General features: G+C 38.8%; 2 protein-coding genes. Both read left to right on the top strand.

Annotated features, from left to right (window positions below):
• Window positions 1-216: 216 nt before the first annotated feature.
• Window positions 217-501, top strand: a complete 285-nt coding sequence (locus KJB35_RS28265) for a hypothetical protein (protein ID WP_238842955.1) — start codon at window positions 217-219, stop codon at window positions 499-501.
• Between the two features lie 32 nt (window positions 502-533).
• Complete coding sequence (locus KJB35_RS28260; RefSeq protein ID WP_238842956.1) at window positions 534-1010, top strand: hypothetical protein; 477 nt, start codon at window positions 534-536, stop codon at window positions 1008-1010.
• The last annotated feature ends 76 nt before the right edge of the window (window positions 1011-1086 follow it).

Genomic DNA, 1086 nt, shown 5'->3' with positions numbered 1-1086 from the left:
AGTGTTTAAGGTGGTATGCGGGAGCTTCGGCATTACGTTGCTCACACCTTAACAGGGCGTTATGTGACAACACTAAATATGCGTTGGATTTCACATATTTGAGCTTCCCTTAAAGTCGAGAGGTTGATTTGGATGTTGTGCGCCTAGATGTATATCTTGAGGCTCTAGTGTTAGCAGTCTTGAATATGTACAACTAATTAAAAATAAGGTGAACAAATGTCGAATACTCAGAAAGTCACAAAATGGCTCAAAGATAACACGAACCTGTCGTGGACTCGTACTGGGGGGGATGAGCCACCAGTAAAACAAGACCGATTATATATCAACCGTAGTGAGGGCTATGAAATTCGTGACTTTATTCTTCGTTATTACAAAGAGTGCAATTTAGAGCACAAAGGTAGCAATTACGAAATTTCATTGAAGAAAATCAAGAACTTTAAGCCGGGTGAAAAAGTGAAGACTCAAGATTTGCTAGATCATCTTGCTGCTAAAGTTAAGTAACTGAAAGCATTACATAACTAGGAGTTTTAAGAATGCATGAACATCAAAACCCTATGACTGGTATTCGCATTTTAGAAGAACAATTAGCCGAAGGCTTTGTGATGCAAAGAGTGCCTTTTACCGACAATATTTACATGATCAAAGATCATCCTTCTGGCGGTTTAAGATATACATACGCAAAGCTGAATAACAAAAAGGTGGAACATCTAGTCAGCTTTGACATGAATGAACCACTTAATGGTAAGCCTTGCTTCTGTCTATTTTATGGCACTAAAGAGCACCTCAGAAATCAAGGGTTAACAACCAAGTTTGTTCAACAAACAATAGAACTATTCCAAAAAGAACTACCAAAGAAGTTCAAGCCTTTTTACATCGAAGCTCTTATAGAGCAAGATATTGATGCATCTCTAGGTGTCGCAAGCCACCTGTTTGGCGAAAAAACAACGTCAGGTGTTTGTGAGCGTACAGGTGCTAAAACAGATATTTGGCAAGTGGAGTACGCTGGTTAATCACATAACAATCTGTTTAAGAGTGATTCGCAACGCTTGGCATTTTTGTTATGCGTTGCGTTTTATGTTTAGGGTA

Origin of the sequence: Vibrio sp. D431a, assembly GCF_030248655.1 — a bacterium.
Taxonomy (GTDB): Bacteria; Pseudomonadota; Gammaproteobacteria; order Enterobacterales; family Vibrionaceae; genus Vibrio; species Vibrio alginolyticus.
Note: the sequence above shows the minus strand (reverse complement) of the source record. Positions and strands in the feature narration are given on the sequence as shown.

What these genes read in the sequence shown, in the direction of transcription:
- KJB35_RS28265 (WP_238842955.1), top strand. Translation starts at nt 217, where the DNA reads ATGTCGAATACTCAGAAAGTCACAAAATGGCTCAAAGATAACACGAAC.
- KJB35_RS28260 (WP_238842956.1), top strand. Translation starts at nt 534, where the DNA reads ATGCATGAACATCAAAACCCTATGACTGGTATTCGCATTTTAGAAGAA.